The following is a 24,576-nucleotide window of genomic DNA, read 5'->3' as shown; positions in this document are numbered from 1 at the left end:
TCTACCTGCACGTGTCAACGCGCACGGACGCCGGGGCGCTCAGGCGCGGGCCCGCTCCGCGGTGACCTCGCGTTCGACCGCGGCCGGGGCGCCGCCGAACTCGTCGGCCAGCTCGCCGGCGACGTCGTCGACCGGGCCGTGCGCGTCCCCGACCGGGCCGGCGTCGGCGGCGGCCAGCATCCGGTGGCCGGTGGCCAGGACGCCGACGCCGAGGGCCACGGCACCCGCGCCGACGAGGAACGGCACGTGGATGTCCCAGGCGTCGACCATCTCGCCGGCGACGAAGGGGGCGAGCCCGCCGCCGATGAACCGCACGAAGCCGTAGGCGGCCGAGGCGACCGGCCGCTCCAAGGGCGCCACGAGCATGACCGCCTGGGTGGTCAGTGTGTTGTTGATGCCGACGACCGCGCCCGAGGCGATCACGCAGGTGATCAGCGCCCAGCGGACGTCGGTGAACAGGCCGATGAGCAGGAGCAGGACGGCGAAGGAGCCCAGCGCGCCGTAGAGCGAGGGGGCGGTCCCGAAGCGGGCCTGCAGCCTGGGGGCGGCCACCACGGAGAACAGCGCGACGAGCGAGCCCCAGGCGAAGAACACCCAGCCCAGGTCGATGGCGCCGAGCTCCATCGGGTAGGGCGCGTAGCCCAGCATCGTGAAGAAGCCCCAGTTGTAGAGGACCGCGGTGAGGCTCATGGTCAGCAGGCTGCGGTGCCGCAGCGCCCTGAGCGGCGCGGACAGCGGGGTCCGCCGCGCGGGCCCCGGCGTCTCGTCGAGCAGCACGACGGTGGCCAGCAGGGCGACCGCCATGAGGACGGCGACGCCGAAGAACGGACCGCGCCAGCTCACGTTCCCGAGCAGCCCGCCGACGAGCGGGCCGGCCGCGATGCCGAGGCCGAGCGCCGCCTCGTAGAGCACGATCGCGCCGGCGAAGCCGCCGGTGGCCGAGGCGACGATGACCGCCAGCGAGGTGGCGATGAACAGGGCGTTGCCCAGGCCCCAGCCGGCGCGGAAGCCGACGATCCCGTCGATGGAGTCCGACAGCCCGGCCAGGGCCGCGAAGACCACGATGATCGCGAGGCCGGTGATCAGCGTCCTCTTGGCGCCGATCCGGCTGGACACCCAGCCGGTGCCGAGCATGGCCACCGCGGTCACCACCAGGTAGCTGGTGAACAGCAGGCTGACCTGGCTCGGCGTCGCGTCGAGCTGCTCGGACAGCGCCGGCAGGATCGGGTCGACCAGGCCGATGCCCATGAAGCTCACGACGCAGGCGGAGGCGACGGCGTAGACCGCCTTCGGCTGCCTCCAGGTGCTGGATCCGGCGGCGGAGCTCACCGGGTCACCTCCGGGGTGGGTTCGTGCCGGCGCAGTGCTCCGGCGAGACGGTCGAGGGCCGGCAGCGCGTCGGCGACGCGGCGGACCTCGTCGGGGGAGAGGGCGGCCAGGGCGGCGTCCACGCGACGGGCCCGCCGGGCACGGCGCTGCGCCAGGCGGTGGGCACCCTCGGCGGTGAGGCCGAGCAGGACGACCCGTGCGTCGGCGGGGTCACCGCCGCGGCGCACCAGGCCCTGCGCGGCCGGGCGCGCGGCGAGGGCGCTCATCGAGGGCTGGGTGACGCCCTCGGCGGCGGCGGGCTCGGTGACCCGGGTGGGGCCCCGGCGCTCGAGGCGCGACAGCGCCGCCGCGGCGGTGCGGGACAGGCCGTCGTCGGGGTCGGTGAGGACGCCGAGCCGCAGGACGACGTCGGCGAGCCGGTCGTCGAGGGTCGGGGCGCTCACGCATTCAGTTGTACGCCCCAACTATCTGTCGCGGTGCGGGCACCTCAGAACCACGACGGGAACCACATCCGCAGCAGCCAGTCGGCGTGCGACAGCGGGCGCCCGGTGAGCACCGGGTAGAAGAAGACGAAGGTGCCGGCCACCACGGCGACGTAGCCGCTGACCGCGGCCAGACCGGCGCTGCGCCGCCACTCCGGAGCGCCCGGGCGGCCGAGGACGTCCTGCAGCACCAGGGTCACGGCCAGCACGAAGAACGGCAGCACCGGCGCCATGTAGAAGACGAACATCGTGCGCTCGGGGTTGAGGAACCAGGTGCCCCAGCCGGCGGCGACCGTGACGGCGACCAGCAGCGCGGCCGGGTCGCGGCGGGCGACGACCCGCCAGAGCGTCCAGGCCAGCGCTGGCGCGAACGCCAGCCACAGCGTCGGCGTCCCGACCATGAGGATGTAGCGGACCACCTGGTCGCCCGCGGCGTCGGTGAGGCCCTGCGGGTTCCACAGCAGGATCGGCCGGCCGTTCACCAGCCAGGTCCAGGGGCCCGACTCCCACGGGTGCGGCGTGGACAGGCCGTTGTGGAAGGTCCACCACTCGGCGTGCATGTGCCACCAGGAGCGCAGCACGTCGGGGATCCACGGGAACGCAGTCTCCGGGTTGCGCTGCGCCCACCAGCGCCCCTGCGCCGTCTCGCCGAGGAACCACCCGGCGAAGCTCGCGACGTAGGTGAGCACCGGGACGGCGGCCAGCGCCCAGGTCGCGCCGGGCAGGCCGCGGCGCAGCGCCGTCGCCGTCGGCCTCGGGACCCCGGCCTCCCGCCACGCCTGCCGGTCCCACCACAGCGACAGCACGGCGCAGAACGCCAGGAACCAGATGCCGCTCCACTTCACCGAGCAGGCGCAGCCGAAGAGGAACCCGGCCGCGATCCGCCAGCCTCGCGGACCGAGGCGGAACCCGGTGGCCGGGACCGGCCGCGAACCGGCGACCCGGGCGCGCACCCGCTCGCGGTCGACCACCAGGCAGGCGACCGCGGCCAGCACGAGCACCTGCAGGAAGACGTCGAGCAGGCCGATGCGGGAGACGGTGAACGCGAAGCCGTCCAGCGCCAGCAGCAGCCCGGCGACCAGGCCGAGCAGCGTGGAGCCGGTCAGCCGCCGGGCCAGCCGGGTGAGCAGGACGACGGCGAGCGCGCCTGCCACCGCCGAGGGGAACCGCCAGCCCAGGCTCGTGTAGCCGAACACCTGCTCGCCGGCGGCGATCAGCCACTTGCCCAGCGGCGGGTGGACGATGAACGTGTAGCCGCGGTTGTACTCGTGGCCCCAGACCAGCAGGTCGTGCGCCTCGGGCGGGTAGTAGGCCTCGTCGAACAGCAGCGTGTCGGGGTAGCTGATGCCGACCAGCCGGCTGACCAGCGTCGCGACGCCGAGCACCGCGGCCAGGACCCACGACAGCAGCCGGTCGCCGGGCAGCGGCGGGACGCGGTCCACCCGCGGCCGGGGTGCCGGCCAGCGGCGCGCGGGACGGGCGGGGACGTCGTCCGGCGGGTCCCCGGCGCCCGTGCGCTCGGGAGCCAGGACCGCCATGCGCCTCAGGGTATGTGGGACGGCGGTGCGCCCCGGCGTGACAGGCTCGTCGTCGTGACCGGACGGCTCGTGCTCGGTGGTGCGCCCCTCGGCCAGCCCGGCGACGTCGGCCCGCGGCTGCGGCGGGTCATGGCCGAGGCCGACGTGCTCGCCGTCGAGGACACCCGCCGGCTACACCGGCTGGCCACCGACCTCGAGGTCACGCTCACCGGCCGGGTGGTCACCTTCCACGAGTCGGTGGAGCGCCAGCGGCTGCCCGGGCTCATGGCGGCGCTCGCCGACGGCGCGACCGTCCTGCTGCTCACCGACGCCGGCATGCCCTCGGTCTCCGACCCCGGGTACACGCTGGTGCGGGCCGCGATCGACGCCGGCGTGGAGGTCACCTCGGTGCCCGGGCCGTCCGCGGTGACGACGGCGCTGGCCGTGTCGGGGTTGCCGGTCGACCGGTTCTGCTTCGAGGGGTTCCTGCCGCGGAAGGCGGGGGAGCGGCGGTCGCGCCTGGCCTCGCTGGCCGACGAGCGCCGCACGATGGTCTTCTTCGAGTCGCCGCACCGGCTGGCCGAGGCGCTGACCGACTGCGCGGCCGCGTTCGGCGACTCCCGGCCGGCCGCGGTGTGCCGGGAGCTGACCAAGACGCACGAGGAGGTCCGGCGCGGGCCGCTGTCCGCGCTGGCGGAGTGGGCCGCCGACGGCGTGCGCGGGGAGATCACCCTCGTCGTCGCGGGAGCCACGCCGGAGCCGGTGTCGCTGTCGCCCGCCGAGCTGGCCGCGCTGGTGGCGGGGGAGGAGGCCGCGGGCGCCACCCGCAAGGACGCCATCCGCGCCGTCGTCACCCGCACCGGCCTGCCCCGCCGCACCGTCTACGACGCCGTCGTCGCCGCCAAGCCCTGACGGGCTGACCCGCGCCGTGTGCACACACCGCGGGTCCTGAGGCGCCCAGGCACCTCGCCTGGCCGGCACCGCGGGTCGCGGTCGAGTACGACGGCGCGTGGCACGCCGAGCCCGGCCGGTTCGCCCGCGACCGGCGGCGGCTCAACGCCCTGCAGGCAGCGGGGTGGACCGTCGTCTTCGTGACCGCGGCCGACCTGCGGGATCCCGTCCGGCTGCTCGCGACGATCCGGGCGGCGCTGCGGCGATGAGCAGGACGTGCACACGACGCGCTCCCGGCGCGGTCGTTCCCGCGCCGTGTGCACCCGGCGCGACCAGGAGCGCTAGAGCCAGCCGTTGCGCTTGAAGCCGCGGTAGAGCAGGGAGCAGGTCACGAGGATGACCAGCCAGACCATCGCGTAGCCCCAGCGCCAGTGCAGCTCCGGCATGTGCTCGAAGTTCATCCCGTAGATCCCGGCGATCGCGGTCGGGACCGCCACGATGGCCGCCCACGCCGAGATCTTCCGCATGTCCTCGTTGTCGGCCATCGACGTCCGCGCGAGCGAGGCCTGCAGGATCGACGACAGCAGCTCGTCGAGCCCGGCCACCTGGTCGCGCACCCGGATCGCGTGGTCGAGGACGTCGCGGAAGTAGGACCGCATCGGCTGCGGGACCGACTCGACCTGCCGCTCGGCCAGCTTGTGCAGCGGCACCTCCAGCGGCCCGACCGCCCGCCGCAGCGACATGAGCTCGCGCTTGAGCTGGTACAGCCGGCCGATGTCGTCGGTGCGCTCGGGGCTGAACACCGACGCCTCCAGCTCGTCGACGTCGTCCTGCACCTGCTCGGCGACGTCGACGAAGGTGTCGACGACGTGGTCGGCCACCGCGTACAGCACCGCCGACGGGCCCAGGCACAGCAGGTCGCGCTGCTCCTCCAGCCGCTGCCGCAGCTCGGTCAGGTCGTTGTGGTCGCCGTGCCGCACGGTGATCACGTGGCGCGGGCCGACGAACACCATGACCTCGCCGGTGTCGACCACCTCGCTGGTCGCGGTCAGCTGCTCGTGCTCCACGTAGCGCGCCGTCTTGAGCACCATGAACAGGTCGTCGTCGTAGCGCTCCAGCTTGGGCCGCTGGTGGGCGTAGACGGCGTCCTCGACGGCGAGCGGGTGCAGCCCGTAGCGCTCGGCGATCGCGCCGAGCTCCGCCTCGGTCGGCTCGAACAGCCCGAGCCAGACGAAGCCGCCCCGCTCGACGGCGGCCTCCAGCGCCACCATCGGGTCCACCGGCGGCTCCCGGCGTCCCTGCACGTAGACGGCGCAGTCGACGATCGCGTCGACGCCCGCCGACCGCGTCGTCACCGGCCGCGGCGCCCCGGCCGGCCGCGGCCGCGTGGTCGGCACGAACGGCCCGGGAGGGGCGTCCTCCCGCTGGTCGGTCACCGGTGGGCCTCCTCCCGTCCCGCCGCCGCGACGGGGCGACAGAAGCGTAGGCGTGCGGGCTCGCGGCCCTCGTGCCACGCTGCCCGTGGGGCCGCCGCCGGTACCACCCGAGGAGGACGCCGTGGCCGCAGACTCGCGCCGGGTCAAGTCCGTCGAGGAGTCCATCCGCGACACCGACGAACCCGAACACCGGCTCAAGAAGAACCTCTCCGGCCTGGACCTGGCGGTCTTCGGCGTCGGGGTGATCATCGGCACGGGTATCTTCGTGCTCACCGGTGTGGTCGCGCGCAACCAGGCCGGACCCGCGGTGGCGGTCTCCTTCGTCGTCGCGGGCGTCGTCTGCGGGCTGGCCGCGCTCTGCTACGCCGAGTTCGCCTCCACCGTCCCGGTGGCCGGCTCGGCGTACACCTTCTCCTACGCGACCTTCGGCGAGTTCGTCGCCTGGATCATCGGCTGGGACCTCGTCCTCGAGCTGGCGCTGGGAGCGGCCACGGTGGCCGTGGGGTGGTCGGGGTACCTCAACCAGCTCCTGGACGACGTCGGCCTGGCGCTCCCGACGTCGATCGCGGGGGAGACGGCGTCGTTCAACGTCCCGGCGATCGTGATCGTGCTGGCGATGACCGCCGTCCTGGTGCTCGGCATCAAGCTGTCCTCGCGGGTCACCGCGGTGATCGTGGCCATCAAGCTGGCCGTCGTCCTGCTGGTGATCGTGGTCGGCGCGTTCTACCTCGTCGCCGACAACTACTCGCCGTTCGTGCCGCCCGCCGAGAACGCGGCCGACGGCGGCGAGAGCTGGCTGGACACCCCGCTGATCTCGGTGCTCACCGGCTTCAGCCAGGGCACCTTCGGCTGGGGCGGCGTCCTGGCCGGCGCGGCCATCGTGTTCTTCGCCTTCATCGGCTTCGACATCGTGGCCACCGCCGCCGAGGAGACCCGCAACCCGGCGCGCGACCTGCCCCGCGGCATCATCGGCTCGCTGGCCATCTGCACGCTGCTCTACGTCGCCGTGTCGCTGGTGGTCGTCGGCATGCAGAACTACACGGAGCTCAGCGAGAGCGCGCCGCTCGCCGGGGCGTTCGCCGCGAACGGGCTCACCTTCTTCTCCAGCATCATCTCGCTGGGTGCGCTCGCCGGGCTGACGTCCGTGGTGATGATCCTGATGCTCGGCCAGTCGCGGGTGCTGTTCGCGATGAGCCGCGACGCGCTGCTGCCGCGTTCGATCGGCACCGTGCACCCGCGGTACGGCACGCCCTACAAGATCACCGTCGGCACCGGGATCGTCGTCGCCGTCCTGGCCGGGCTGGTGCCGCTCTCCGAGCTGGCCGAGCTGGTGAACATCGGGACCCTGTTCGCCTTCTTCCTCGTCTCCATCGGCGTGTGGATCCTGCGGCGCACCCGCCCGGAGCTGCCCCGCTCGTTCCGCGTGCCCCTGGTGCCGCTGCTGCCGATCGTCTCGGCGCTGGCCAGCCTGTGGCTCATGGCCAACCTGCCCACCGAGACCTGGCTGCGGTTCCTCGTGTGGATGGCCGTCGGCGTCGTCATGTACTTCGTCTACGGACGGCAGCGCAGCCGCTTCGCCACCGGCTCGGCACGGGCGGGGACCGGCAAGCGCCTCTGACGCTCACCCCGGGGGGTGAGAAGCGCTCCGCCGTCCCTCCTGCGCCGGCCCGCGCGGGACGACCTGACCGGTGACCGACGTCCCCGGCCAGGAGCAGACCCGTGGCGACCAGCGTCCTCGACGCACCCCTCCCCGCACCCGCACCGTCCGCGCCCCGGCGGTGGCCGGCGGCCGTGCTCGCGCTGGCCGCCGTCTGCGGGCTGGAGGCCGCGGCGCTGCTCGCGGCCGGGCTGACCGGGCTCGACGGGCTGTTCGCCGCCGCGTCGCGGCCGCCGGCGCCGGTCGTCGTCGCGGTGCTCGGCGGGCTGGCCGGCTGGATCGTGCTGTGCGCGGGCAGCGGCCTGGCGGCCCTCGAGGGCGGACGGCGTCTCGCGAACGGCCTGGCCTGCGCGGAGATCGTGGGCGTGGCGGCCCTGTTCGCCGTCAGCCTGGTCACCCCGCTGGTCGGCGACCTGCCGACGACGCTGCCGCTGCCGGCCGTCGCGCTGCTCGCGCTGGCGGTGCCGGTCGGCAAGCTGCTGCTCACCTCGGCGCCGGCCACCCTCGCCTGGGCCGCCGCGGTCCCGCCGCGCACCCGCCCGGCCGCCCCGGCGCGCCACCCGCGGCTGCGCGTGGCCACCGTCGCGGTGATCGGCGTCGCCCTCGGCGCCGTCGCGCTGAGCACGCCCGTCGCCGGCGAGCTCCCGCCCGCGAGCACCGTCGCCGGTCACTGACCGGGCGGGTGGCCGCCGCTCACTACGCTCGGTGTCGTGAGTGATCGGCACATCCTGACCGCCGTGGCCTGGCCCTACGCCAACGGCCCGCGGCACATCGGCCACGTCTCCGGCTTCGGCGTCCCCTCCGACGTCTTCAGCCGCTACCACCGCATGGCCGGGGACCGCGTCCTCATGGTCAGCGGCACCGACGAGCACGGCACGCCGATCACCGTCGCCGCCGACGCGGAGGGGGTGAGCCCACGCGAGATCGCCGACCGGAACAACCGGCTGATCGTGGGCGACCTGCAGGCCCTCGGCCTGTCCTACGACCTGTTCACCCGCACCACCACGGTCAACCACGCCCGGGTCAGCCAGGAGATCTTCCTCGGCCTGCTCAAGAACGGGTACGTCTTCCCGCAGACGACGCTCGGCGCGATCAGCCCGTCCACCGGCCGCACGCTGCCCGACCGCTACATCGAGGGCACCTGCCCGATCTGCGGCTACGACGGCGCCCGCGGCGACCAGTGCGACAACTGCGGCAACCAGCTCGACCCCACCGACCTGATCAACCCGGTCAGCCGGATCAACGGCGAGACGCCGCGCTTCGTCGAGAGCGAGCACTACTTCCTCGACCTGCCCGCCTTCACCCGGTCCCTCGGCGACTGGCTCGACAGCCGCCGGGGCTGGCGGCCCAACGTGCTCAACTTCGCCAAGAACCTGCTCGAGGACCTCAAGCCGCGCAGCTACACCCGCGACATCGACTGGGGCGTGCCGATCCCGCTCGACGGCTGGCGCGACCGGCCCGACAAGCGCATCTACGTCTGGTTCGACGCCGTCGTCGGCTACCTGTCGGCGTCCATCGAGTGGGCCCGCCGGTCCGGGGACCCCGACGCCTGGCGCCAGTGGTGGCAGTCGCCCGACGCCGACGCCTACTACTTCATGGGCAAGGACAACATCGTCTTCCACGCCGAGATCTGGCCCGCGCAGCTGCAGGGCTACAACGGCGAGGGTGACAGGGGCGGCAGCCCCGGCTCGCTGGGCCGGCTGGCGCTGCCCACCGAGGTGGTCTCCAGCGAGTTCCTGACCATGGAGGGCCGCAAGTTCTCCTCGTCGCGGCAGGTGGTCATCTACGTCCGCGACTTCCTCGCCCGCTACGACGCCGACGCGCTGCGCTACTTCGTCGCCGTCGCCGGCCCCGAGACGCAGGACACCGACTTCACCTGGGCGGAGTTCCTCCGGCGGAACAACGACGAGCTGGTCGCCGGCTGGGGCAACCTGGTCAACCGGACGGTGTCGATGGCGGCGAAGAACGTCGGCGCCGTCCCGACGCCGGGGGAGCTGACCGACGCCGACCGCGCCCTGCTGGCCTCGACGTCGTCGGCGTTCGGGCCGATCGGCGACCTGCTGGCCCGCAACCGGCAGAAGGCGGCGGCCACCGAGGCGATGCGGGTGGTCGGCGAGGCGAACAAGTACCTGTCCGACCAGGCGCCGTGGAAGCTCAAGGAGGACCCGGCCCGCCGGGACACCGTGCTGCACACCGCGCTGCAGGCGGTCAGCGACTGCAACGCGCTGCTCACGCCGTTCCTCCCGCACTCGGCGCAGAAGGTGCACGAGCTGCTCGGCGGCACCGGCGTGTGGTCGCCGGCGCCGCGCGTCGAGGAGGTCACCGACCTCGACGACGGCTCGCCGTACCCGGTCATCACCGGCGACTACGGCGACGCGCAGGCGGTGTGGGCCTCCCGCCCGCTGCCGTCGGGCACGCCGCTGTCCCCGCCCACCCCGGTGTTCCGCAAGCTCGACGAGTCGATCGTGGCCGAGGAGCTGGCGCGCCTGGAGGACGGGACGAAGTGAGTCGCTCCGCCGCGTCCCGCGCCAACCGGCGGGGCGAGCCGCCGCCGTCCCCGGACCCGCTGCCGGCCCCGGCGGTCGACAGCCACACCCACCTCGACATCGTCCTGAACGGCTTCCGCACCGACGAGCCCGCGGACGACGACGCGGTGGACGCCGAGATCGCCGCCGCGGCCGCCGTGGGGGTCCCGCGGCTGGTGCAGGTCGGCGTCGACGTGCCGTCCTCGCGGTGGTCGGCGGAGCTGGCGGCCCGGCACCCGGGTGTGCTGGCCGCCGTCGCCGTCCACCCCAACGAGGCCGGGGAGGGCGCCGCCGACGACGACGCGCTGGCCGAGATCGACCGCCTGGCGGCGCTGCCACGGGTGCGGGCGGTGGGGGAGACCGGGCTGGACCGCTTCCGCACCGGCCCCGAGGGCTGGGCGGCGCAGGAGGCCTCCTTCCGGGCGCACGTCCGGATCGCCAAGGAGCACGGGGTCGCGCTGGTCGTCCACGACCGCGACGCGCACGAGGAGGTGCTGCGGGTCGTCGACGACGAGGGCGCGCCGGAGCACGTGGTCATGCACTGCTTCTCCGGCGACGCCGCGTTCGCGACGGCGTGCGTCGAGCGCGGCTTCGTGCTGTCCTTCGCCGGGACGCTCACCTTCGGCAACGCCGGCTACCTCCGCGAGGCCGCCGCCCTCACGCCGCTGGACCAGCTGCTCGTCGAGACCGACTCGCCCTTCCTCACGCCGGTGCCGCACCGTGGCCGGCCCAACGCCTCGCGCCTGGTGCCGCACACCGTCCGGGCGCTGGCCGAGGTCACCGGCGTGGAGGTCGCGCAGCTCTGCGACGCCCTGACCCGGAACGCCGAGCGGATCTTCGGGACCTGGGAGACCGGCCGGGGCGACTGACCCCGTCGGCGTTGCACACTGGTCTGCGTGGGTCGCCTCATCGCCGTCGTGCTGTTCATCGCCGTCCTGGTGCCCGGCGTGCTGCTCGCCCGCGCGTGGGCCCTGGCCGCCGGCCGCCGCGCCGTCGCGTCGGCGGCGATCGACTTCGCCACGCCCACCCCCGGGGGTGTGGCGACGCTGCAGCGGCAGGCCCAGCACGGCCGCCGCGTCCGCCGGCTGGGGTTGCTGCTCGGCGTCGTGGGGATCGTCGCCAGCGTCGTGATGTTCGCCGAGGCGTCGGTGTTCCTCTGGCTGCCCGCTCTCGTCGTCGGCCTGCTCACCGGCGTGCTGCTCGCGGAGGCGACCCGTCCGCGGCCGCGCTGGCGGCTGTCCGACCCCGCCCGCCGGCCGCGGCGCGGCGAGCAGGTCTCGCCGTGGCTGCTGTGGACCACGCGCGCCGTCGTGCTCGCGGAGGTCGTCGTGACCGTCCTGATGTGGCGGCGCGGCGAGCTCGCCGACACCGTCGCCTGGGTCGCGCTCCTGGTCCCGCTCGTGGCGTGGCTGCTGGCCGAGACGGCGCTGCTGCGGGTCCTCGTCCGCCCGCTGCCGGCCGAGGGCGCCGACGTGCCGGTCGACGAGGCGCTGCGCACCTGGACCGCGCACCTGGTCACCGCGGCGACGAGCGTGCTCGCGCTGCTGCCCCTCGGCACCCTGCTGCTGGTCGCCGGCATCGACCTCGGCGACCGGGTGACCGAGAACGTCGACCTGCTGCCGGTCGCGCTGGTCGCCGGTGGGTTCGCGAGCCTGGCCGCGGGCCTCGCCGTCGCCGGCTTCCTGCTCACCTGGCTGCGCCCGGTGCGGGCGAACGAGCGGGCGCTCGCCGGCTGAGGCCTGCTGCGCTGCCCGGCCGGGGCGCCGGTCACACCGTGACGTCGGTCACCGGCTGACCTCACCCACCGCATCCGTCACCGCTGTCACGCGCGGCGCGTCCCTCACGGTTCGTGTCGGCGCGGCTGCATGTCGACGTGTCGTCCCCCTGGTTCACTTCCTGCGCACCGTTGCTAGACGTGGCGCACTCGTTATCGTGTCGTGACTGACAGCCGGGGTGGGATCGCCGGACGGCGTCCGACGGTCCCGGGAGCCCCCGTGCTGTCGGCTGCCGCTCGGGTGTGCGACCCCCTGCCCGGTCCCTCGACCCCGTGGAAGTGTCGTGCCCCGAACGCTGAAGCTCGCCCTGTTCGCCCTGGTCCTGCTCGGGCTGGTCGGCGGCTCCGTGGCCTGGTCCGCCGCGCAGAAGTCGCTCACGCTCACCGTCGACGGGCAGGCCCGCGAGGTCAGCACCCACGCCGACACCGTCGGGGAGGTCCTCGAGGAGGAGGGCCTGCGGACGCAGTCGCACGACGTCGTCCTCCCGCGCCCCGCGGCCGCGGTGGCCGACGGCGACACGGTCGTGGTCAACCGCGCCCGTCCGCTGCAGCTCACCGTCGACGGCGTCACCCGCGAGGTCTACGTGACCGCGCTGTCGGTGGACGAGGCGCTCGACCAGCTCGGCTACCGCGCCGAGGACATGGTGCTGTCGGCCAGCCGCAGCGAGCGGCTCCCGCTCGACGGCATGGCCCTGTCGATCACCACCCCGAAGGCCGTCACGCTCGTCGTCGACGGCGCCACCCGCGTGGTGACCACCACCGCCGCCACCGCCGGCGACCTGCTCGCCGAGCAGGGCGTGACCCTCGGCGAGCACGACCGGACGAGCCTGTTCGCGACCCAGCCGCTGCTCAACGCCATGCGGCTGCAGGTCTACCGTGTGCAGGTGACCGAGCAGGTGGTCACCGCCCCGATCCCGCACCAGACGGTGCGCACCGACGACCCGGAGGCCTTCGAGGGCGACGAGACCGTCACCCGGCCCGGCGTCGACGGGGAGCAGGCCACCACCTTCCGCGTGACCGTCACCGACGGCGTCGAGACCGCCCGCGAGCAGCTGAACACCACGGTCACCCGCCCGGCGGTCGACGAGCAGGTCAGCATCGGCACGAAGGAGCGCCCGGCCCCGGAGCCCTCCACCAGCGGCCTGGACTGGGACGCGCTGGCGCGGTGCGAGGCCGGCGGCAACTGGTCCATCAACACCGGCAACGGCTACTACGGCGGCCTGCAGTTCAACCAGAGCACCTGGCTGTCCAACGGCGGCGGCCAGTACGCCCAGTACCCGCACCAGGCCACCCGGGAGCAGCAGATCGACATCGGGGAGCGGCTCTACGCCGCCCGCGGCGCCTCGCCGTGGCCGCACTGCGGTCGCCACCTCTGACCCCTGGAGAACACCCCGCTGAGCACTCCTCACGAGCAGGCCGACGGGCTGCTGGGCCCGGCCGCGATCCGCGAGCTGGCCCAGCAGCTCGACCTGCGCCCCACCAAGACGCTGGGGCAGAACTTCCTGCACGACGCGAACACCATCCGCCGGATCGTGCGCACCGCCGAGCTGCGGCCCGACGACGTCGTCCTCGAGGTCGGGCCGGGCCTGGGCTCGCTGACCCTCGGGCTGCTGCCGGCCGCCGCCGCGGTCACCGCCGTCGAGATCGACCCGCGGCTGGCCGCCCTCCTGCCGGCCACGGTGGCCGCCCGCCGGCCCGACCTCGCCGGCCGGCTGACCGTCGTCGAGGCCGACGCGCTGCGGGTGACCGAGCTGCCCGGGCCGCCTCCCACGGCGCTGGTGGCCAACCTCCCGTACAACGTGGCCGTGCCCGTCCTGCTGCACCTGCTCGAGCTACTGCCCTCCCTGCGCCGGGCGCTGGTGCTCGTCCAGGCGGAGGTCGCCGAGCGGCTGGCGGCCCCGCCGGGCGGCGCCGCCTACGGCGTGCCGTCGGTGAAGGCGGCCTGGTACGGCACCGCCCGGCGGGCCGGCAACGTCGGCCGCCGCGTCTTCTGGCCCGAGCCCAACGTGGACTCCGGGCTCGTCGCGCTGGACCGGCACGACCCGCCGCCCGGCGACCGGGCCGCCACCTTCGCCGTCGTCGACGCCGCGTTCGCGATGCGCCGCAAGGGCCTGCGCGCGGCGCTGGCCCGCTGGGCCGGCAGCCCGGCCGCCGCCGAGGCCCGGCTGCGGGCGGCGGGCATCGACCCCGCGACCCGCGGCGAGCAGCTGTCGGTGGCCGACTTCGCCCGGCTGGCGGCGACCGCTCCGTGAGCTGGTCCTCCCCGGGCGGCCCCGGGCACACCCGCGGCGACGGCTCCGTGGCCGCGCACGCCCCCGCCAAGGTCAACGTGTCGCTGGCGGTCGGCCCGCTGCGCGAGGACGGCTTCCACGACCTGCAGACGGTCTACCTCGCCGTCTCCCTGCTGGACACGGTGACGGTGCGCCCCGGCGAGGGGCTGTCGGTGACGGTGACCGGCGAGGGCGCCGGTGGCCCCGACCCGGTGCCCACCGACCGGCGCAACCTCGTGTGGCGGGCCGCCGAGCTGCTCGCCGAGCACGCCGGGGTCGCCGCCGACGCCGCCATCGCCGTCGACAAGGCCATCCCTGCCGCCGCGGGGCTGGCCGGCGGCAGCGCCGACGCCGCGGCCGCGCTGGTGGCCCTCGACGCGCTGTGGGGGACCCGGGCCACCCGCGGTGACCTCACCGCGCTGGCCGCGCAGCTGGGCAGCGACGTGCCGTTCTCGCTGGCCGGCGGGGTCGCGCTCGGCAGTGGCCGCGGCGAGCGGCTCACCCCCGTCCTGGCCCGGCGGCCGTCGCACTGGGTGCTCGGCATCGCCGAGGGCGGGCTGTCGACGCCGGCCGTCTACGCCGAGCTCGACCGGCTGCGCGCCCAGGGCCGGGTGCCCGACGGCGCCGCGTTCCCCTCGCCCGAGCCGGTGGTGGCCGCCCTGCGCAGCGGCCCCGTGGACGCCCTCGCCGCGGCCCTGGCCAACGACCTGCAGGCGCCCGCCGTCTCGCTGCGCCCGGCGCTGCGCCGCGCCCTGCGGGGGGCCGTCGACGCCGGCGCCGCCGCCGCGGTGGTCAGCGGGTCGGGCCCGACCGTGGCCGCGCTGGCCCCCGACGAGGACGCGGCGGTGCGGCTGGCCGCCGTCCTGGCGGGGGAGGGCCTGTTCCGCACCGTCCGCGTGGTGCACGGGCCGGTGCCGGGGGCCCGCCTGGTCGGCTGAGCCTCAGCCGCCCCGGTGCCGCAGCGCCGGGTCGGGGTCCAGGTGCGCGAGCCCGTTGTAGGCGAGGTCCACCAGCCGGGCGGCCACCTCCGCCTTCCCCGGCGAGCGGGTCTCCAGCCACCAGTGGCCCACCTGCGCGACCATCCCGACCAGCGCCTGACTGTAGAGCTCGGCCAGCCGCGGGTCGTGGCCGCGCGCGCCGAACTGCTCGCCGAGCGGGTGCTCGACCCGGCGGGCCAGCTCGCCGATCAGCGACGAGTACGAACCGGGGGAGTCGCGGGAGAGCACGCGGAACCCGTCGGTGTCCTCCTCGACGTAGTCCAGCAGCGCCAGCGCCGCCCGCTCCAGCAGCGCCCGCGGGCTGCCGCCGGCGGCCAGGGCCGAGGTGAACCGCTCGAGCACCCGCGCCATCTCCCGGTCGACGACGGCGGCGTAGAGCCGCTCCTTGCCGCCGAAGTGCTCGTAGAGGACCGGCTTGCTCACGTCGGCGCGGGCGGCCAGCTCCTCGATCGAGGTGGCCGCGTAGCCGCGCTGCGCGAACACCTCCCGGCCGACCGCCACCAGCTGCTCGCGCCGCTGGGAGCGGTCCATCCGCGCGCGTCGCCGGGGCGCGCCGGCGGTCAGGACGACACGGCGCCGGCGGCCGGGACCCGCCGCTTGGCCGCCAGCCGGACCGGGTCGGGCCACTTGACCGAGTGCGCCCACCCGAGCTTCTCGAACACCCAGATGACCCGGGCACTGATGTCGACCTGCCCGCGCAGCACGCCGTGCCGGGCGCAGGTCGGGTCGGCGTGGTGCAGGTTGTGCCAGGACTCGCCCGCGCTCAGGACCGCCAGCGGCCAGAAGTTGGTGGCGCGGTCCCGGGAGGCGAAGGGCCGGCTGCCCACCACGTGGCAGATCGAGTTGATCGACCAGGTCACGTGGTGCAGCAGCGCGACGCGCACCAGCCCGGCCCAGAAGAACGCCGTCCAGGCGCCGGTCCAGCTGCCGGTCACCAGGCCGCCGACCGCCGTCGGCACGGCCAGGCTGAGGAACGCCCAGAGGACGAACAGCCGGCTGGTGATCCGCAGGCCGCGGTCCTTGAGCAGGTCGGGGGCGTAGCGCTCGGCGTTGGTCTGGCGCCGGTCGAACAGCCAGCCGAGGTGGGCGTGCCACATGCCCTTGAGCAGCGCGCGGGTGTCGGTGCCGTACCGCCACGGCGAGTGCGGGTCGCCCTCGCGGTCGGAGAAGGCGTGGTGGCGGCGGTGGTCGGCCACCCACTGCACCACCGGGCCCTGCACGGCCATGCAGCCGACGACCGCCAGCGCGATCCGCAGCGGGCGGCGGGCCTTGAACGAGCCGTGCGTGAAGTACCGGTGGTAGCCGACGGTCACCCCGAGCAGGGTGAGGAAGTAGAAGCCGACGGCCAGGCCGACGTCGAGCCAGGACAGCCCCCAGCCCCATGCCGCCGGCACGACCGCCGCCAGCGCGAGGAACGGCACGACGACGAACGCGTAGAGCGTGACCTGCTCCAGGTGCCCCTTCTCCTTGCCCAGCGCGTTGGGCGGCAGGCCCTTGTCCGGGTCTGCGGGACGGAAGGCCGTCGGCCGGGTGAGGGAAGGGGCGGACACGTGGCCTCCAGGGGTCGTCCGTCGCGGGCCGCGGTTCGACGTCCGGCGGCTCCGGGGCCGTAACCTACGTCACCGTAGGGAGGGCCGCTCCCCGAGGGGACGACGCGGTCCGGGCGGCTCCCGTGCCCGCCTCGGACGCGCCCCCTAGGCTCGTCCCACGCGCTGCCGTGCGGAGACGGCGCGCGGTGGGGGATGGGGTAATCGGCAGCCCGCCGGCCTTTGGAGCCGGGAGGTCTCGGTTCGAGTCCGAGTCCCCCAGCGACGTCCCACCCGGTCCCACCCGTCGTCGAGGAGATCCGTGAGCCCGCAGCAGTCCGTCGCCGCCGTCGTCGTCCTCGCCGCCGGTCAGGGGACCCGGATGCGGTCGACCACCCCGAAGGTGCTGCACGAGCTCGGCGGGCGCAGCATGCTCGGCCACGTCCTCGCCGCGACCGCACCACTGGCGGCGGGCACCACGCTGGTCGTCGTCGGGTCCGGCCGCGAGGCGGTCGAGGAGCACCTGGCCGCCGTCGCCCCGGACGCCCGCGCCGTCGTGCAGGAGGAGCAGCGCGGGTCGGGGCACGCGGCGCAGGTGGCGCTGGAGGCCGTGCCCGACCTCGAGGGCCCGGTGCTCGTCGTCAACGGCGACTCGCCGCTGCTCACCACCGGCACCCTGGCCGCGCTCGTGGCGGCCCACCACGAGGCGGGCAGCGTCTTCACCGTGCTGACCGCCGAGGTCGGGGACCCCACCGGCCTCGGCCGGATCCTCCGGGGGGAGGACGGCGCGCCGCGGGCCATCGTCGAGGAGAAGGACGCGACCGCGCAGCAGCGGGCGATCCGCGAGGTCAACGCCGGCGTGTACGTCGCGAACGCCGCCACGCTGCGGCGGGTCCTCGCCGGGCTGTCCACCGACAACGCCCAGGGGGAGCAGTACCTGACCGACGCGCTGGCGCCGCTGGTCGAGGGGGGCGCCCCGGTGGCCGCCGTCGCGGCGCAGGACCCGGTCGACGTCCTCGGCTGCAACGACCAGCGGGAGCTCGCCGCGCGGCGGCGCACCCTCAACGACCGCGTCCTCGACGCGCTCATGGTCGCGGGCGTCACCGTCGTCGACCCGGCCACCACGTGGGTCGACGTCACCGCCTCCGTCCTGCCGGGGGCCCGGCTGCTGCCCGGCGTCCAGCTGCACGGGACGACGACGGTCGCGGCCGACGCCGCCGTCGGCCCGGACACCACGCTGACCGACTGCACGGTGGGGGAGGGCGCCACCGTGGTGCGCACGCACGCCACCGGGGCCGAGATCGGGCCCGGGGCGGCGGTCGGCCCGTTCAGCTACCTGCGGCCGGGCACCCGGCTGGCGGCGCGGTCCAAGGTGGGCGCCTTCGTCGAGACGAAGAACGCCGTGGTCGGCGAGGGGTCGAAGGTGCCGCACCTGTCCTACGTCGGCGACGCCACGATCGGCCGCGGGGCGAACATCGGCGCGGCGACCGTCTTCGTCAACTACGACGGCGTGGCCAAGCACCACACGACGATCGGCGACGCCGTCCGTGTGGGATCGGACACGATGCTGGTCGCGCCGGTCACCGTCGGGGACGGTGCCTACACGGCCGCGGGCTCGGTGATCACCCAGGACGTCCCGCCGGGGGCCATGGGTGTGGCGCGGGCCAAGCAGCGCAATGTGGCAGGCTGGGTGGGACGCCGTCGCCCGGGCTCCGCAGCCGCGCAGGCCGCGGCGGCAGCGACAGCAGCAGCGGCCGAGGACCCGGCCGGGAGCCGGCCCGCGGGCGACGCACCGGACCGGCCGGCGGACCCCGAGGCCACCCACGAGCAGTGAGGCAGTGAGCCGATGAGTGCGATCCGGCAGACCACCAGCAAGAGCCTGATGCTCTTCTCCGGCCGGGCGTACCCCGAGCTGACGGCCGAGATCGCCGGGCACCTGGGGGTCACGCCGACGCCGACGGCGTCCTACGAGTTCGCCAACGGCGAGCTGTTCGTGCGCTTCGAGGAGTCCGTCCGCGGCTGCGACGCCTTCATCGTCCAGAGCCACACGGCACCGATCAACACCTGGCTCATGGAGCAGCTGCTGATGGTCGACGCCGCCAAGCGCGCCTCGGCCAAGCGGATCACCGTCGTCGCGCCGTTCTTCCCCTACGCCCGGCAGGACAAGAAGCACCGCGGCCGCGAGCCCATCTCCGCCCGCCTGGTCGCCGACCTGTTCAAGACCGCCGGCGCCGACCGGCTGATGACGGTCGACCTGCACACCGCGCAGATCCAGGGCTTCTTCGACGGCCCGGTCGACCACCTCTTCGCCCTCGACCTGCTCGTCGACCACGTCAAGGAGCGCTGGGGCGACCGCGACATCACCGTCGTGTCGCCGGACTCCGGGCGGGTGCGCGTCTCCGAGCGGTGGAGCGACAAGCTCGGTGGCGTCCCGCTGGCCTTCATCCACAAGACCCGCGACCCGATGCGGCCCAACGAGGTCGTCGCCAACCGCGTCGTCGGCGAGGTCGAGGGCCGCGTCTGCATCCTGGTCGACGACATGATCGACACCGGTGGCACGATCGTGAAGGCCGCCGAGACGCTGTTCGAGGCCGGCGCCGCCGACGTCATCGTCTGTGCCACCCACGGCGTCCTCTCCGGCGCCGCGGTCGACCGGCTGAAGAACAGCAAGATCAGCGAGGTCATCGTGACCAACACGCTGCCGATCGAGCCGGCCCGTCAGTTCGACAAGCTCACCGTCCTCTCGATCGCCCCGCTGCTGGCCCGGGCGATCAAGGAGGTCTTCGAGGACGGCTCGGTCACCAGCCTCTTCGGCGGCGCCAGCTGAGCACCGGGTACGCTGGTCGGCGCCCGGCGAGGGAGACGGTCGCCCGTACTCCGTGATCGACGTGCGTGTGCTCCTGCGAGGTGTGCCGCGCCCGGCCGCCGGCCCCAGGCCCACCCGCTGTTGAGGAGCACACCACCGTGGCTGACTTCCGCCTCGTCGCCGAGGCCCGCACCGAGTTCGGCAAGGGCAGCGCCCGCCGGACCCGCCGCGCGGGCCGCGTCCCGGCCGTCCTGTACGGGCACGGCCAGGACGTCGTCCACCTGTCGCTGCCGGCCCGCGAGTTCGCCGCGGTGCTGCGCAACGGCGGCACCAACGCCCTGATCACCGTCGTCCTCGACGGCCAGGAGCAGCTGGCGCTCACCAAGTCGGTGCAGCGCGACCCGCTGACCCGCCAGCACGAGCACGTCGACCTGCTGGTCGTCCGCCGGGGCGAGCGCGTCACCGTCGACGTCCCCGTCGTCACCGTCGGCGAGTCCGGCCCCGAGACCCTGCTCAGCGTGGAGCTGAACACCGTCTCCGTCGAGGCCGAGGCCACCGCCATCCCCGAGACCATCGAGGTCGACGTCACCGGCCGCGGTGCCGGTGAGGGCGTGACCGCCGGCGACCTCCCGCTGCCGTCCGGTGCCACCCTGCTGACCGACCCCGAGGCCCTCGTCGTCAACGTCATGGGCGCCCCGACCGCCGAGCAGCTCGACGCCGAGCTCAGCGAGGCCGAGGCCGAGGCCGGCATCGAGCGCGAGGAGTCCGCGCCGGCCCAGGAGGCCGCCGGCGAGGGCGACGTCGTCCCCGAGCCGCTCGAGCAGGGCAGCGGCGAGTCGATCGAGTCGACCGAGAACAGCTGAGGTCCCCGCTGACCGAGAGCACGACCCGCAGGGGCGCCGGCACCGCCGGCGCCCCTGCGGCGTCCGCACCCTCCGAGGGGCCCTTCCTCGTCGTGGGGCTGGGCAACCCCGGCCCCTCCTACGCCGGCAACCGGCACAACGTCGGCGCCATGGTGCTCGACGAGCTCGCCGCCCGGGCCGGCGTGAAGCTCACCGCCGGCAAGGGCGCCCGCGCCCGGGCGCTGGCCGGTGAGGGGCGCCTGGCCGGCCGCCGCGTCGTCCTGGCCCGGCCGACGACGTACATGAACGAGTCCGGCGGCCCCGTGCGAGGGCTGCTCGACTACCACAAGCTGCCGGTGACCGACCTCGTCGTCGTGCACGACGAGCTCGACATCCCCTTCGCCGCCGTGCGCCTCAAACGCGGCGGCGGGGAGGGCGGGCACAACGGGCTGCGCTCGATCAGCCGCTCCGCCGGGACGAGGGACTACCTGCGCGTGCGGGTCGGCATCGGCCGGCCGCCGGGCCGCCAGGACCCCGCGGACTTCGTGCTGCGCGACTTCTCGGCCACCGAGCGCAAGGAGCTCGACCTGCTGGTCGCCGAGGCGGCCGACGCCACCGAGGAGCTGCTCACCCTCGGTCTCGAGGCGGCGCAGAACGTCGTCCACCCGCGCACCTGACCCTCCCCTTCGAGTGAATCGTCACTCTCCGCATTGACCCTTCCATGACGCTCTGTGAGTGTCCTCTGGGTATCGGGGGACACGATGCGGCTCAAGGCGTCGTGACGATGCACCGTCAGTGACGGTCGTCTCCCCCGTGCACTCAGAGTGACAGGGGGAGACGTGCTGCTGGACCACTCCGGTTCCGGGTCGGGGACCGTCACGGGGGCTCTGCCCGTCCCGCGCCGCGCCGCCGAACCGCGGCAGGTCCTGCGCGCCGTCGGGCGTCCCGTCACCCGCCGCTGGGCCGGGCGCTACTCCGCCGTCCTGCACCTGCTCGACCTCACCGCGGCGGTCCTGGCCACCGGCGCCGTCGTGCTGGCCCACCCGGCCGGCACGTCGCCCGCGTCTCCCGTGGTCCTCACCGCCGCCACGCTCGTCCTCGCCTGGCCCCTCCTGCTGGTGGGCACCGGCGCGCACGAGGAGCGGGTGTTCGGCACGGGCAGCGACGAGTACCGCCGCGTCGGCCGCGCGGGTTTCCTGCTCCTGGCCCTGACCTGCGTCGTCTCGTTCCTCGGGCAGCTGCAGCCCAGCCACGCGCTGGTGCTGCTGGGCGTCCCGGGGCTCACCGTCCTCACGCTCGCCGGGCGGTACGCCGCGCGGTGCGGACTGCGCCGGCTGCGTGCCCGCGGCGCGTGCACCAAGCGGGTCGTCGTCGTCGGCCGCGGCGGCGCCGTGGTCGAGCTGGCCACCGCGGTGCGTCGTCAGGGCTTCGCCGGGCTCGAGGTGGTGGGCGCCTGCGTCACCCCGGACAGCCGGGCGCGGGTCGCCGGCACCCTGGGCGTCCCGGTCGCGGGGCTCGACGACGTCGTCGCCACCGCCGCCCGGCTGGGGGCCGACACCGTCGCGGTGACCTCCGCCAGCGAGACCGCCGCCGAGTACCTGCGCCGGCTGTCCTGGCAGCTGGAGGGGACCGGCATCGAGCTGCTCGTCGCGCCCGGCCTCATCGAGGTCGCCGGCCCGCGGCTGCACATCCGTCCCTTCGAGGGGCTCCCGCTGCTGTCGGTCGAGCAGCCGCGGTTCCGCGGCTGGGGCCGGCTGGTCAAGGGCGGCGTCGACCGCGCCGCCGCCGCGGTCGCGCTGCTGCTCCTCGCGCCGGTCCTGCTCGCACTGGCCGTGGCGGTGAAGCTGGACAGCGCGGGACCGGTCCTCTACCGCCAGGAGCGGGTGGGCGTGAACGGCCGCAGGTTCACCATCCTCAAGTTCCGCAGCATGACCGTCGACGCCGACCGCCGGCTGGGCGAGCTGCTCGAGCGCAACGAGGGCGACGGGCTGCTGTTCAAGATGCGGGACGACCCCCGCGTCACCCGCGTCGGGCGCTGGTTGCGGCGGTTCTCCCTCGACGAGCTGCCCCAGCTGTTCAACGTGCTCGGCGGGTCGATGTCGTTGGTCGGGCCGCGGCCGCCGCTGCCGGCCGAGGTCGAGCGCTACGACTCCTCGGTGAGCCGCCGGCTGCTGGTCAAGCCGGGCCTGACCGGCCTGTGGCAGGTCTCCGGCCGCAGCGACCTGTCCTGGGAGGAGGCCGTGCGCCTCGACCTCCGCTACGTGGAGAACTGGTCGCTCGCCCTCGACACGCTGATCCTCGCCAAGACCGTCCGCGCGGTCGTCACCAGCTCCGGCGCCTACTGAGCCGTCCTCACCCCCGCCTCACCCCCGGCCCACCCGGCCGGGGGACGAGCCCGGACCCCCTCGCTCACCAGCATCGACGTCGGACCTCCTGCGGAGGTCCGACGTACCGACCGTGCGCCCGCGAGGCGCCGCACCCCCGGAGGACCGACCGATGGCCCGCACGAGCATCGCCATGGTGGGGACCCGTGGCGTCCCCGCCCGCTACGGCGGCTTCGAGACGGCGGTCGAGGAGGTGGGCCGCCGGCTCGTCGAGCGCGGGCACCGGGTGGTCGTCTACTGCCGCACGGTCCCCGGCGCTGCCGGGCCGCCGCCGGCCGGGCACCTCGGCATGGAGCTGGTGCACCTGCCCGCCGCCCGCCGCCGGTCGCTGGAGACCCTCAGCCACACCGCCCTGTCGGTCCGGCACCTGCTGGCCCACCGCACCGACGCCGCGATCGTCTTCAACGCGGCCAACGCCCCGCTGCTGCCGCTGCTGCGCGCCGCCCGCATCCCGGTCGCCACGCACGTCGACGGCCTCGAGTGGAAGCGCGCCAAGTGGGGCGGCGCCGGCCGCCGCTACTACCGGACCGCCGAGGCGCTGGCCGTGCGCTGGTCCGACGTCCTCATCGCCGACGCCGAGGGCATCGCCGAGTACTACCGCGAGGCCTTCGCCGCGCCGACGACGCTGCTCACCTACGGCGCCCCGCTGATCACCCCGGGCGCGCACCGGCTGGCCGAGGTCGGCCTCGAGCCCGGCGGCTACCACCTGGTGGTGGCCCGGTTCGAGCCGGAGAACCACGTCGACGTCATCGTCGAGGGCTACGCCGCCAGCGACGCCGCCAAGCCGCTGGTCGTCGTCGGCTCGGCGCCCTACAGCGACGACTACACGCGCCGGGTGCACGCACTCGCCGACGAGCGGGTCCGCTTCCTCGGCGGCGTCTGGGACCAGGAGCTGCTCGACCAGCTCTACGCCAACTGCGCGACCTACCTCCACGGCCACTCGGTCGGCGGCACCAACCCCTCGCTGCTGCGCGCCATCGGCGCCGGCGCGGCGGTCACCGCCTTCGACGTGTCCTTCAACCGCGAGGTCGTCGCCGACGCCGGCCGCTTCTTCCGGACCCCGGCCGACGTCGCCCGCGAGCTGGCCGCCGCCGAGGCCGACCCCGACGGCGTCGCGCGCGACGGCGCCCGCTCCCGCGAGCTGGCCGCCGGCTACGACTGGGACCTGGTGGCCGAGGGCTACGAGCGGCTGGCCCTGGACCTGGCGGCCCGCCGCTTCCCGGCGCGCCGGCCCAGCGGCCGCCGGGCCGGGACCGACGCCGACCGGCCGCTCGCGCGCCCGGCGCCCGAGCCGCCGCGCGGCACCGTGGTGCCGCTCCCCGTCCCGGCGCCGTCGCCGGCGTGGGACGAGCTGCGGGCGGCGCAGCGGTGACCGGGGACGACGCCCGCCGCGGGCGGGGCAGGGGGGAGGACGCCGTGACGGGCCCGGGAGGGAAGGGGACCGCGCGGTCGCGACGGCGGCTGCTGCTCGGCGCCGGGGGCGCCGTGCTGGTCGCCCTGGTGGCGCTGGTGCTGGTGCTGACCGGCGGCGGGGGCGACGACGGCACGGCCACGGCCGCCACACCGGGCGCCTCGACGACGGCCGAACCCGCCGCGCCGACGACGACGGCACCGGGGGAGACGGTCGCCCCGCCGCCCGCGACGCCGACACCGACCGGCCCGACCGAGGACGTCGACGAGCCACCGCCGTCCTCGCCGGAGGTGCCGCTGGACGCCCCGGCGGCGGTGGGCAACGGCATCGTCGCCACCATCGGCGCGATCGAGGCGATCGACGGGACCGCGGTCGGCCCGGGCAACATCGCCGGCCCGGCGCTGCGGGTGACCGTGCGCATCGAGAACGGCACCGCCGAGGCCGTGTCGCTCGACGGTGTCGCGGTGAACCTCTCGTACGGCCCCGAGCGCACCCCGGCCTCCCCGCTGGACGACCCCTCCCAGGTGCCCTTCGTGGGGTCGGTGGAGCCGGGGTCGGCCGGTGAGGGCGTGTACGTCTTCAGCGTGCCGGCCGACGTCCGCGACTCCGTCACCGTCGAGGTCGGCTACCAGGCCGGCGCCCCGCTGCTGCTCTTCACCGGCGCGGTCTGACCCGCGCCTCCCGCACGACCCCGACGACCCGTCGCCGCACCCGCGGCGACGGGTCGT

The 24,576-nt window shown here is 75.1% G+C and carries 22 protein-coding genes, 1 tRNA gene and 1 pseudogene; 18 read left to right on the top strand and 6 right to left on the bottom strand.

What is annotated here, in order from left to right:
• Positions 1–39: 39 nt before the first annotated feature.
• The 3 genes from ACI8AK_RS20305 to ACI8AK_RS20295 are packed head-to-tail and all read right to left on the bottom strand — an operon-like array spanning position 40 to position 3,349.
• Complete coding sequence (locus tag ACI8AK_RS20305) at positions 40–1,329, bottom strand: MFS transporter (protein ID WP_456957732.1); 1,290 nt, start codon at positions 1,327–1,329, stop codon at positions 40–42.
• Positions 1,326–1,772: a MarR family winged helix-turn-helix transcriptional regulator gene (locus tag ACI8AK_RS20300; protein WP_387987938.1), complete on the bottom strand. Its 447-nt coding sequence runs from the start codon at positions 1,770–1,772 to the stop codon at positions 1,326–1,328. The genes ACI8AK_RS20305 and ACI8AK_RS20300 overlap by 4 nt, the downstream gene beginning before the upstream one ends.
• Positions 1,773–1,816: 44 nt before the next feature.
• Positions 1,817–3,349 (bottom strand): dolichyl-phosphate-mannose--protein mannosyltransferase, encoded by a 1,533-nt coding sequence (locus ACI8AK_RS20295; protein ID WP_387987937.1) that lies wholly within the window; start codon positions 3,347–3,349, stop codon positions 1,817–1,819.
• A gap of 54 nt (positions 3,350–3,403) precedes the next feature.
• Between ACI8AK_RS20295 and rsmI the strand changes: the two genes are divergently transcribed.
• Together rsmI and ACI8AK_RS20285 are read left to right on the top strand one after the other, a co-directional pair.
• Positions 3,404–4,240, top strand: coding sequence for a 16S rRNA (cytidine(1402)-2'-O)-methyltransferase (gene rsmI / locus ACI8AK_RS20290; protein ID WP_387987936.1), 837 nt, complete (start codon positions 3,404–3,406; stop codon positions 4,238–4,240).
• 80 nt (positions 4,241–4,320) lie between these two features.
• Positions 4,321–4,488, top strand: a pseudogene (locus ACI8AK_RS20285) (endonuclease domain-containing protein); the annotation flags it as partial.
• Between the two features lie 72 nt (positions 4,489–4,560).
• Here the strand turns inward: ACI8AK_RS20285 and corA are convergent.
• Entirely contained in the window at positions 4,561–5,655 is a 1,095-nt protein-coding gene (gene corA / locus ACI8AK_RS20280; RefSeq protein ID WP_387987935.1) for a magnesium/cobalt transporter CorA, read from the bottom strand.
• A 121-nt stretch (positions 5,656–5,776) separates the two neighbouring features.
• Here corA and ACI8AK_RS20275 point away from each other — a divergent pair, with 121 nt between their 5' ends.
• The 8 genes from ACI8AK_RS20275 (at position 5,777) to ACI8AK_RS20240 (ending at position 14,819) form a co-directional block, all read left to right on the top strand.
• Positions 5,777–7,273: an amino acid permease gene (locus tag ACI8AK_RS20275; RefSeq protein WP_456901652.1), complete on the top strand. Its 1,497-nt coding sequence runs from the start codon at positions 5,777–5,779 to the stop codon at positions 7,271–7,273.
• Between the two features lie 101 nt (positions 7,274–7,374).
• Complete coding sequence (locus tag ACI8AK_RS20270) at positions 7,375–7,986, top strand: hypothetical protein (RefSeq protein ID WP_456957730.1); 612 nt, start codon at positions 7,375–7,377, stop codon at positions 7,984–7,986.
• A 36-nt stretch (positions 7,987–8,022) separates the two neighbouring features.
• Positions 8,023–9,819 (top strand): methionine--tRNA ligase, encoded by a 1,797-nt coding sequence (gene metG / locus ACI8AK_RS20265; RefSeq protein WP_387987932.1) that lies wholly within the window; start codon positions 8,023–8,025, stop codon positions 9,817–9,819.
• Complete coding sequence (locus ACI8AK_RS20260; RefSeq protein ID WP_456957728.1) at positions 9,816–10,706, top strand: TatD family hydrolase; 891 nt, start codon at positions 9,816–9,818, stop codon at positions 10,704–10,706. The genes metG and ACI8AK_RS20260 overlap by 4 nt, the downstream gene beginning before the upstream one ends.
• A gap of 27 nt (positions 10,707–10,733) precedes the next feature.
• A complete protein-coding gene (locus ACI8AK_RS20255; RefSeq protein WP_456957726.1) occupies positions 10,734–11,573 on the top strand; it encodes a hypothetical protein in 840 nt (279 codons plus the stop codon).
• 322 nt (positions 11,574–11,895) lie between these two features.
• Positions 11,896–12,987: a transglycosylase family protein gene (locus ACI8AK_RS20250; protein WP_387987929.1), complete on the top strand. Its 1,092-nt coding sequence runs from the start codon at positions 11,896–11,898 to the stop codon at positions 12,985–12,987.
• Positions 12,988–13,143: 156 nt separating this feature from the next.
• A complete protein-coding gene (gene rsmA, locus ACI8AK_RS20245) occupies positions 13,144–13,863 on the top strand; it encodes a 16S rRNA (adenine(1518)-N(6)/adenine(1519)-N(6))-dimethyltransferase RsmA (protein ID WP_456901646.1) in 720 nt (239 codons plus the stop codon).
• Positions 13,860–14,819 (top strand): 4-(cytidine 5'-diphospho)-2-C-methyl-D-erythritol kinase, encoded by a 960-nt coding sequence (locus ACI8AK_RS20240; protein ID WP_456948773.1) that lies wholly within the window; start codon positions 13,860–13,862, stop codon positions 14,817–14,819. Before rsmA ends, ACI8AK_RS20240 begins: the two co-directional genes overlap by 4 nt.
• 3 nt (positions 14,820–14,822) lie before the next feature.
• On the opposite strand, the gene ACI8AK_RS20235 is transcribed toward ACI8AK_RS20240, so the two are convergent.
• Together ACI8AK_RS20235 and ACI8AK_RS20230 are read right to left on the bottom strand one after the other, a co-directional pair.
• Positions 14,823–15,410 (bottom strand): TetR family transcriptional regulator, encoded by a 588-nt coding sequence (locus tag ACI8AK_RS20235; protein ID WP_456957724.1) that lies wholly within the window; start codon positions 15,408–15,410, stop codon positions 14,823–14,825.
• A 29-nt stretch (positions 15,411–15,439) separates the two neighbouring features.
• The gene (locus ACI8AK_RS20230; protein ID WP_387987925.1) at positions 15,440–16,429 is read right to left on the bottom strand and encodes an acyl-CoA desaturase; all 990 of its coding nucleotides are present in this window, start codon (positions 16,427–16,429) and stop codon (positions 15,440–15,442) included.
• A 186-nt stretch (positions 16,430–16,615) separates the two neighbouring features.
• Between ACI8AK_RS20230 and ACI8AK_RS20225 the strand changes: the two genes are divergently transcribed.
• The 8 genes from ACI8AK_RS20225 (at position 16,616) to ACI8AK_RS20190 (ending at position 24,519) form a co-directional block, all read left to right on the top strand.
• A tRNA-Gln gene (locus ACI8AK_RS20225) sits at positions 16,616–16,688 on the top strand.
• Between the two features lie 39 nt (positions 16,689–16,727).
• Positions 16,728–18,239 carry a bifunctional UDP-N-acetylglucosamine diphosphorylase/glucosamine-1-phosphate N-acetyltransferase GlmU gene (gene glmU / locus ACI8AK_RS20220; protein ID WP_456957722.1) on the top strand — a complete coding sequence of 504 codons (1,512 nt, stop codon included), beginning with the start codon at positions 16,728–16,730 and terminating at the stop codon, positions 18,237–18,239.
• Positions 18,240–18,251: 12 nt separating this feature from the next.
• Positions 18,252–19,232: a ribose-phosphate diphosphokinase gene (locus ACI8AK_RS20215; RefSeq protein WP_387987923.1), complete on the top strand. Its 981-nt coding sequence runs from the start codon at positions 18,252–18,254 to the stop codon at positions 19,230–19,232.
• A 137-nt stretch (positions 19,233–19,369) separates the two neighbouring features.
• Entirely contained in the window at positions 19,370–20,074 is a 705-nt protein-coding gene (locus tag ACI8AK_RS20210; RefSeq protein WP_456948770.1) for a 50S ribosomal protein L25/general stress protein Ctc, read from the top strand.
• Between the two features lie 92 nt (positions 20,075–20,166).
• The gene (gene pth / locus ACI8AK_RS20205; RefSeq protein WP_456901644.1) at positions 20,167–20,730 is read left to right on the top strand and encodes an aminoacyl-tRNA hydrolase; all 564 of its coding nucleotides are present in this window, start codon (positions 20,167–20,169) and stop codon (positions 20,728–20,730) included.
• Positions 20,731–20,892: 162 nt separating this feature from the next.
• Complete coding sequence (locus tag ACI8AK_RS20200; protein WP_387987920.1) at positions 20,893–22,398, top strand: sugar transferase; 1,506 nt, start codon at positions 20,893–20,895, stop codon at positions 22,396–22,398.
• 151 nt (positions 22,399–22,549) lie between these two features.
• Positions 22,550–23,809: a DUF1972 domain-containing protein gene (locus tag ACI8AK_RS20195; protein WP_456957720.1), complete on the top strand. Its 1,260-nt coding sequence runs from the start codon at positions 22,550–22,552 to the stop codon at positions 23,807–23,809.
• Between the two features lie 44 nt (positions 23,810–23,853).
• The gene (locus tag ACI8AK_RS20190; protein ID WP_456957718.1) at positions 23,854–24,519 is read left to right on the top strand and encodes a hypothetical protein; all 666 of its coding nucleotides are present in this window, start codon (positions 23,854–23,856) and stop codon (positions 24,517–24,519) included.
• Positions 24,520–24,576 lie beyond the last annotated feature (57 nt).

It is taken from the genome of Geodermatophilus sp. SYSU D00867, from assembly GCF_054050315.1.
The sequence above is the reverse complement of the archived record's forward strand: the minus strand, read 5'-3'. Positions and strand labels throughout refer to the sequence as shown.